The following is a 6,830-nucleotide window of genomic DNA, read 5'->3' as shown; positions in this document are numbered from 1 at the left end:
GGGCGGCGTTGGTGTATCTGGCCGAGTTGCGGATGCCGATCAGTATCGAACTGCCCACCATGAACCGGGACATGACCCAACCACACCGCTGACCCGAGTCCACGACATCGAGGTGGCGTGTGATCGATGCCGTGTCGCATCGCCGCCCTCCGGTGTGGATGCCGGAGAATGGTGCACGTTGCGCGCGTTCCGGCTGTACTGTGATTCCCGCTGTCCGGCGCAATTCATCTCGATCACGTGACCTCGGTGCTTTGAAACACGGAGAATTCGATGTTCACCCGATGGAAGACGATAGCTGCCGCGTGTGTGGCCGCAGCGGTAACCGCTACTGTTCAGCTCGGTGTCGCGCCTTTTGCCGATGGCGCACCGAGCCATTGCCCAGACTTGTATGTCGTGGCGATCCCCGGAACGTGGGAGACATCCAGTACCGATCCGGGCAAAGGAATGCTCGCATCGAGCCTGAGCGGTTTACCCGGGGACGTCCAGGTCGACTATGTTCCTTACGCGGCGACGGCGTTCCCTTGGGAAAGCGAAGTGTACGGCCGCTCCAAGCAGGAGGCGATCGACAAAGCGCGCACGTTCGCCTCGGACATGGCGCAAGCGTGCGAAGCCACCCGGATCGCGTTGCTCGGCTACAGCCAAGGCGCGGATGCCGCAGGTGATCTCGCGGCCGAGATCGGCACCGGCCTGGGCGTGATGCCGCCGCACCGGGTGGTCCTGGTCGGGCTGATCTCCGATCCTCGGCGCTCACCCAGCGACACCCTGATCGGCCCGCCCGTCCCGGGCGCCGGAGCGGCCGGACCTCGCCCGGGAGGTTTCGGCTGGCTCACCCCGCGCACCTACACCTTCTGCGCCGCGGGTGATCTGTACTGCGCGATGCCCGAGGGTGACTTCGCCGGACGGATCGCCGGCTTCTTCGTCCAACTCTCGAATCCGGATCCGGGAAAAATCGGCAACTATCAGCAACAGGCGACCGAAATCATCGGCGACGCACTGGCCGCGGGCGGCCTGGGCCTCCTCTCCGACCAGATCAACACCTCCGCCTACGAAGAGCGAAAGCAACAGATCGACGATTTCCTCAAATCCGGCATCCATCAGAGTTACCCCTCATACACCCTCGGCCCGGATGCGCTCACCCCTCTGACTTGGCTGCGGCAGCGTCTGATCGAGGAAGCCCGCCCCTGACCGTCCCCGGCCGCTGAGCGCGACGCATCGCGCTCAGCGGCCGCTCCGTCGACGGAGCACTCTGGGACATCTTCTCGATCCGATTGCCGCGAGGTTCACCGTCCGGCTTCGCCGGTGGACTCTGTCCGGGCAGCCGACGAACCATATCGGTGACCGGAGATGTCGCATTGTCCGCACGTTCGACGAGGCCTGCCGCCGCCTGCTTCGCGCCTCATCCGCAGATTGACGGCGGCTGCCTTCAGTCCTAAAGTGATGGCACTTGCCATCACTTCGAAAGGCGGCCTCACCATGGCCCTGTTCAACCCGAGAACCGAGACGTTCGAGGAATTCGACCCGGCCACGAGGGCTCGGCTGCGGTCGGTGGTCGACTTCTTCGAGAAGAAGGGCAAGCAGGCGCTCACCAGCGATGCGTTCCGGGCGGAGTGGTACGACGACTGGATGCGGTTCCTCGCCGAGAGCCGGATCATCGCCTACATGGCGACCCCGCGGGCAAGCTCGGGCGCTGATCCGGAAAAGCGCTGGGACACCGCGTTCATCTCCCGGTTCAACGAGATCACCGGTTTCTACGGATCGCAGTACTGGTACGCGTGGGGCGTCTCCACGCTCGGTCTCGCCACCATCTGGCAGAGCGCCAACGGCAAGGCGCATCTGCGTGCCGCCGAGGAACTCGACCGCGGCGGGATCATCGGCTTCGGGCTGTCGGAAAAGGATCACGGTGCCGACATCTACGCCACCGACATGCTGCTCACCCCCGACGGTGCGGGCGGGTTCACCGCCACCGGCAGCAAATACTACATCGGCAACGGCAACGTGGCCCGGATCGTGCCGACCATCGGCCGACGCACCGACCTCGAAGGTCCCGACGCCTACGTCTGGTTCATCGCCGACAGCCAGCACCCGAACTACCGTCTGGTCAAGAACGTCATCCACGGCCAGAATTTCGTCTCCGCCTACGACCTGGTGGACTATCCCGTGTCGGCCGACGACGTACTGCACGTGGGCCGAAAGGCATTCGACTCCGCCCTTGCCGCGGTCAACTGCGGCAAATTCAATATCGGCATGGTCGCGCTGGGCATCGTGGAGCACTGCTTCTACGAGACGATCAACCATGCGAGCGCGAAGATCCTGTTCGGACATCCCGTCACTGATTTCGCGCAGGTTCGGCAAATCCTGTCCGACAGCTACGTTCGCATGAACGGCATGCGGCTCTACCATGAACGAGCGATCGATTACATGCGATGCTCGACTCCGGAGGATCGCCGCTTCGTGATGTTCAATTCCATCGGCAAGATGAAGGTCACGCGTGAGGCCGAACGGGTGTTCCGGGAACTCTCGGATGTCATCTCCGCCAAGGGTTTCGAGAAGGACAGCTACTTCGCGACAGCCCGCGGCACGATCGACTCCATGCCACGGCTGGAAGGCACCGCCCATGTCAATATGGCACTCACGCTGAAATTCATGCCGAACTTCCTCTTCGATCCGGCGCAGTTGCCTCCGGTGCCGGTACGACGGGATCCGGGCGACGACGAATCGCTGTTCCGGCAGCCGGGCGCCGCGGGATTGGGCAAGGTCCGATTCGCCGACTGGCGGTCGGCCTATGCGAATTACCGCCACTTGCCCAACGTGGCCCTTTTCATCGAGCAGGCGGAGCGATTCACCCGGTTCCCGGTGGAGGCGCCGCCGACCCCGGCCCAGTTGGAGGATCTGGACTACCAACTGGCGGTGGGGGAGTTGTTCACGCTGCTGCCCTACGGACAGCTCATCCTGGAGCAGGCCGCGATCGTCGGTACATCCGAAGACATCGTGGATTCCATCTTCGAGGTATTCGTGCGCGACTTCTCGGCCTACGCGCTCGGGCTGTTCTCGAAGGCTTCTTCGACCTCCGCGCAGCAGGATTGGGCCTTGAATGTGCTGCGCAAACCGGTCGTCGACGAGCAGCGAACCGCCCGTCTGCACGACGAGGTGATGAGCTACGCGGGCGCATTCGAGATGAGTCCGTAGCTATATGTCGGTCTCCTCGAGTTTGCGCCGCATCAGTTTGCCGGTGGCGTTGCGCGGCAGCTCGTCGACGAACACCACCTCGCGGGGTACTTTGTGGCGGGCGAGGTTCGCTCGGACGTAGTCCTTGATCTCCTGGGGGTCGCGCTCGGCATCCTCGGCGGGAACGACGAAAGCGCGCAACCGTTTTCCGAAGTCCGCGTCCTCGACGCCCACGACTGCGGCTTCGAGGATGTCGGGGCGGTCGACCAGGAGGTTCTCCACTTCCAGTGGGTAGACGTTCTCGCCGCCGGAGATGATCATGTCGTCGTCGCGGCCGTCGATGAACAGTCGGCCGTCGGCGTCGAAGTGGCCGACGTCGCCGCTGGACAGCAGACCATCGACGATTTCCTTGTTCCGGCCGTCGGTGTAGCCGGAGAAGCTGAGCCCGCTGGAGACGAAGATCGTGCCCACCTCGCCGGGTGTGGTGATCTTGTTGCGTTGCGCGTCGTAGAGCGCGACGCGGCAACCCACGGGAGGTTTGCCGACGGTTCCCGGCGCCACTCGCATGTCGTGCGGAGTGGCCACGGCGGCGACCGCGACTTCGGTCGAGGCGTAGAGGTTGTACAGCACCTCACCGAAAGCGTCGGCTGTGCGTCTGCTGAGGTCCGGCGAGACGGGTGATCCCGCGGTGAAGACGACTTTCAGTGATGTCGTGTCGTACTGCTCGAGCACGGCGGCACCGAGGTCGAGGATGCGTTGCAGCATGGTCGGCACGACGACCAAAGTGGCGGCGCGGTGATCGGCGACGTTGGCGAGGGTTCGTCGCGGATCGAACTTGCGCTGCTGGAAGACGATCTTGTTGCCCAACGCCCAGCCGAGAGTGAACTGCGATAGACCAGTGCCGTGGAAGATGGGGGCCGCCATCACGACCGTGTCGTTGCGCGGTATCGGCACCCGGTGCAGGAATTGCGCCGATTGCAATGGTGAGACCTTGTCACGTGGGGCGCCTTTGGGCGTGCCGGTGGTCCCACTGGTCAGAATCACGAGGCCGCCGGGGCGTTTCGGGGCAGGCAGCGGCGCGGTCGAGTTCGCCGCGATGAGCAGGTCGATCGTCGGTGTCTGCGCCTCGACGGCGTCCGCCTCGTCCACCCAGGTCAGGACGCGCGGCACCGACGCGGGCACCGTGCCGAGCAATTGGCGGAATTCGCTGTCGAGCAGGATCGCCCCGACGTTCTCCCGCTCGGCGACCTCGGCGAGCTGGGGCCCGGCGAAGCCGGTGTTCATCAACACGACGCGGGCGCCCAGCTTCCCGGCCGCCAAGAGCGTCAACACCATTCCGCGGTGGTCGCGGCACAGCGCCGCGAGGACGGTGCCGGAGCTTATCCCCGCGCCGATGAGCCCTCGGGCCAGCGCGTTCGACTGCTGATCGAGTTGAGCGAAGGTGAGTGTTCCGCGTTCATCGGCGATGGCGGGGGCGGCGCCATGGCGGCGGGTGGCGTGTGCCAGCACGGTGACGAACGGGCCGTACACGGAAGCCTCACGCATCACGCGGATCGTCTCGGCCGGGCGCGCCGGATCGAACATCCCGCGCTTGGCCAGCACGACGGCCGCCGATGCCAGGTCGGCTATCGAGCGGACTGCCGCGAGCGGCGATCCCAGTGTCTTTGTCATCGAATACCTCCAGTCGGGCCGATCGGCGATCGAACCCCGGTCCGCGCTATCCCGTCGACACCGCCCCTGCGGCTGATGACGCCTATCGCGCCGCAGGAATGAGCGTTCACATATGCGTGAGTGCAACCCGGGGCAGCAGTGATTTCGTGGTTGCCGATCGTGCGTGTTGTTGAGAGAATGATTTGTAACTTATACCAATATCTCGCGGGAGTTCGGCATGTCCAGTCCTGAACCGTCGGCGCCGCTGCTGACCTCACCCGATGTGGATCTCGGTCGCCGCCGCCGCTACATGGCGGGCCCTGCGGCGCTGCTGGGCGGCCCGGCCAACGTGATCATGCAGTTGAGCTTCCCTCCGGTCGGCCGCGGCGTTGTCGAGAGCACGGTCGACAGCGGCCGGTACACCCTGCATCCGCGCAAGCGCGGCCGCACGACCCTGACCTACTTGGCGGTGGCGATGCTCGGGACCGAGGAAGACCGGGCGGCCTACCGTGCGGCGGTGAACACGTCGCACCGTTATGTGCGATCCGGCTCCGACAGTCCGGTGAAGTACAACGCCTTCGATCCGGAACTGCAGTTGTGGGTCGCCGCGTGCCTCTACCGCGGCACGATCGATTCCCTGACCTACCTGTACGGCCCGGCGGATGAGGATCTGGCCGACGAGGTGTACCGCGAGTCCAGCCGGTTCGGAACCACGTTGCAGATGCGACCGGAGCTGTGGCCGCGAGACCGCGCGGCGTTCGCGCGATACTGGGACTCGAAGCTGTCGGATCTCACCCTGGATGACGAGGTGCGGGCGTATCTGCTCGACGAAGTCGTCGATCTGGGGCCCTACCGACGCCTCGAGCGATGGGCGTTCCGCCGGGTGAACCGGTTCTTCACCACGGGCTTTCTCCCGCAACATTTCCGCGACGAACTGGGGCTGGCTTGGAGCCCTCGCCGCCAGCGGATCTTCGAGGTGACGATGCGCTCGATCGGTCGGGCACTGCGAGTGCTTCCCGAGCGCTGGCGGTTGTATCCGTTCGAGACCTACCTCCACGATATGCGCAGGCGGCGCGCGCTCGGAAAGCCGTTGGTGTGAGGACCGTTCCGCGTCGTAGGAATGGCTCGGAAGGCGTGGATCCATCACTACCGCTGCTACGAAAGTATCTCGGCGACCGGCGTTTCGCATTGGCGCTTCCCCGGGCGGTGGCTCTGCAGATCCTGCAGCCCGCGATCGCCGCGGCGCTCACCGAGCACGTGACCTACCGCCTGTGGTTGCACAAGCGCCGCACCGTCAACGCGATGGTGCAGATCGCGTACTCCGACCGTGATCTGCGGTCGCTGATCCATGCCGGACACGCCCACGTACACGGCACCGATGACCTCGGCGCCCGCTACCACGCTCTGCGGCCGGATGTCTTCTTCTTTCAGCATGCGACCTATGTCGACACGCTGTTCTTCGCGATCAACACCTTCATTCGTCCACTGACGCCCGCGGAAAGCGAGCGCCTCTACGGCGAGTGTGTCGAATGGTATGACCGCTACGGAATTTCCGCGCGGCATATGCCGCGCACGCTGCCGGAGTTTCGCGACTATGTCGAACAGACCTGCGCGACAACGCTGCAGGCCAGTCCAGCCGCGCTCCGACTGGCGCCACAAGTGTTGCGCCCGGACGCGTGGATACCACGGGCGTTGCCGGACGCTGTCGTACGAGCGATGCAACACCCGCGAGCGCGTGATCTGCTCGATGTGCCGGAGCATTGGACGGACCGGCCCGCGCTGCGGGTGTATGCGTCGATACTGAGGAACTCCGCACGCGCCGCACCGCGTCGCCTGAGGTACCTCCACCCCGCTCGAACGGCGCTCATCGGGACCTCGGTATGACAGGCGGGTCGTCGTTCGTGTGGTGCTGTCGCGCGGGGCGATCGCGGCCGACCTGGACGGGCTCGCGCAGGCCTGGCAATGGAGCGCCGATGACGTTCTGGTACACGGACTTCCGCCGGGCGACATCGCCG

General features: G+C 65.1%; 5 protein-coding genes. 4 read left to right on the top strand and 1 reads right to left on the bottom strand.

Annotated features, from left to right (window positions below; genetic code table 11):
• The first annotated feature begins 270 nt into the window (after positions 1–270).
• Positions 271–1,185, top strand: a complete 915-nt coding sequence (locus ACZ6DL_RS20760; RefSeq protein WP_466053258.1) for a cutinase family protein — start codon at positions 271–273, stop codon at positions 1,183–1,185.
• 252 nt (positions 1,186–1,437) lie between these two features.
• Positions 1,438–3,186, top strand: a complete 1,749-nt coding sequence (locus tag ACZ6DL_RS20755; RefSeq protein ID WP_466053285.1) for an acyl-CoA dehydrogenase family protein — start codon at positions 1,438–1,440, stop codon at positions 3,184–3,186.
• Here ACZ6DL_RS20755 and ACZ6DL_RS20750 read toward each other — a convergent pair whose 3' ends face one another.
• Positions 3,187–4,836 (bottom strand): acyl-CoA synthetase, encoded by a 1,650-nt coding sequence (locus tag ACZ6DL_RS20750; RefSeq protein WP_466053256.1) that lies wholly within the window; start codon positions 4,834–4,836, stop codon positions 3,187–3,189.
• Positions 4,837–5,053: 217 nt separating this feature from the next.
• Between ACZ6DL_RS20750 and ACZ6DL_RS20745 the strand changes: the two genes are divergently transcribed.
• Positions 5,054–5,914 (top strand): oxygenase MpaB family protein, encoded by an 861-nt coding sequence (locus tag ACZ6DL_RS20745; protein WP_466053255.1) that lies wholly within the window; start codon positions 5,054–5,056, stop codon positions 5,912–5,914.
• A 35-nt stretch (positions 5,915–5,949) separates the two neighbouring features.
• Positions 5,950–6,699, top strand: a complete 750-nt coding sequence (locus ACZ6DL_RS20740; RefSeq protein ID WP_466053253.1) for an oxygenase MpaB family protein — start codon at positions 5,950–5,952, stop codon at positions 6,697–6,699.
• Positions 6,700–6,830 lie beyond the last annotated feature (131 nt).

Source organism: Nocardia sp. NPDC041819 (genome assembly GCF_055590505.1).
The sequence above is the reverse complement of the archived record's forward strand: the minus strand, read 5'-3'. Positions and strand labels throughout refer to the sequence as shown.

Bases quoted from the DNA above. Each gene is read 5' to 3' on its own strand.
- ACZ6DL_RS20760 (WP_466053258.1), top strand. From the start codon at position 271: ATGTTCACCCGATGGAAGACGATAGCTGCCGCGTGTGTGGCCGCAGCG.
- ACZ6DL_RS20755 (WP_466053285.1), top strand. From the start codon at position 1,438: ATGGCACTTGCCATCACTTCGAAAGGCGGCCTCACCATGGCCCTGTTC.
- ACZ6DL_RS20750 (WP_466053256.1), bottom strand. From the start codon at position 4,836: ATGACAAAGACACTGGGATCGCCGCTCGCGGCAGTCCGCTCGATAGCC.
- ACZ6DL_RS20745 (WP_466053255.1), top strand. From the start codon at position 5,054: ATGTCCAGTCCTGAACCGTCGGCGCCGCTGCTGACCTCACCCGATGTG.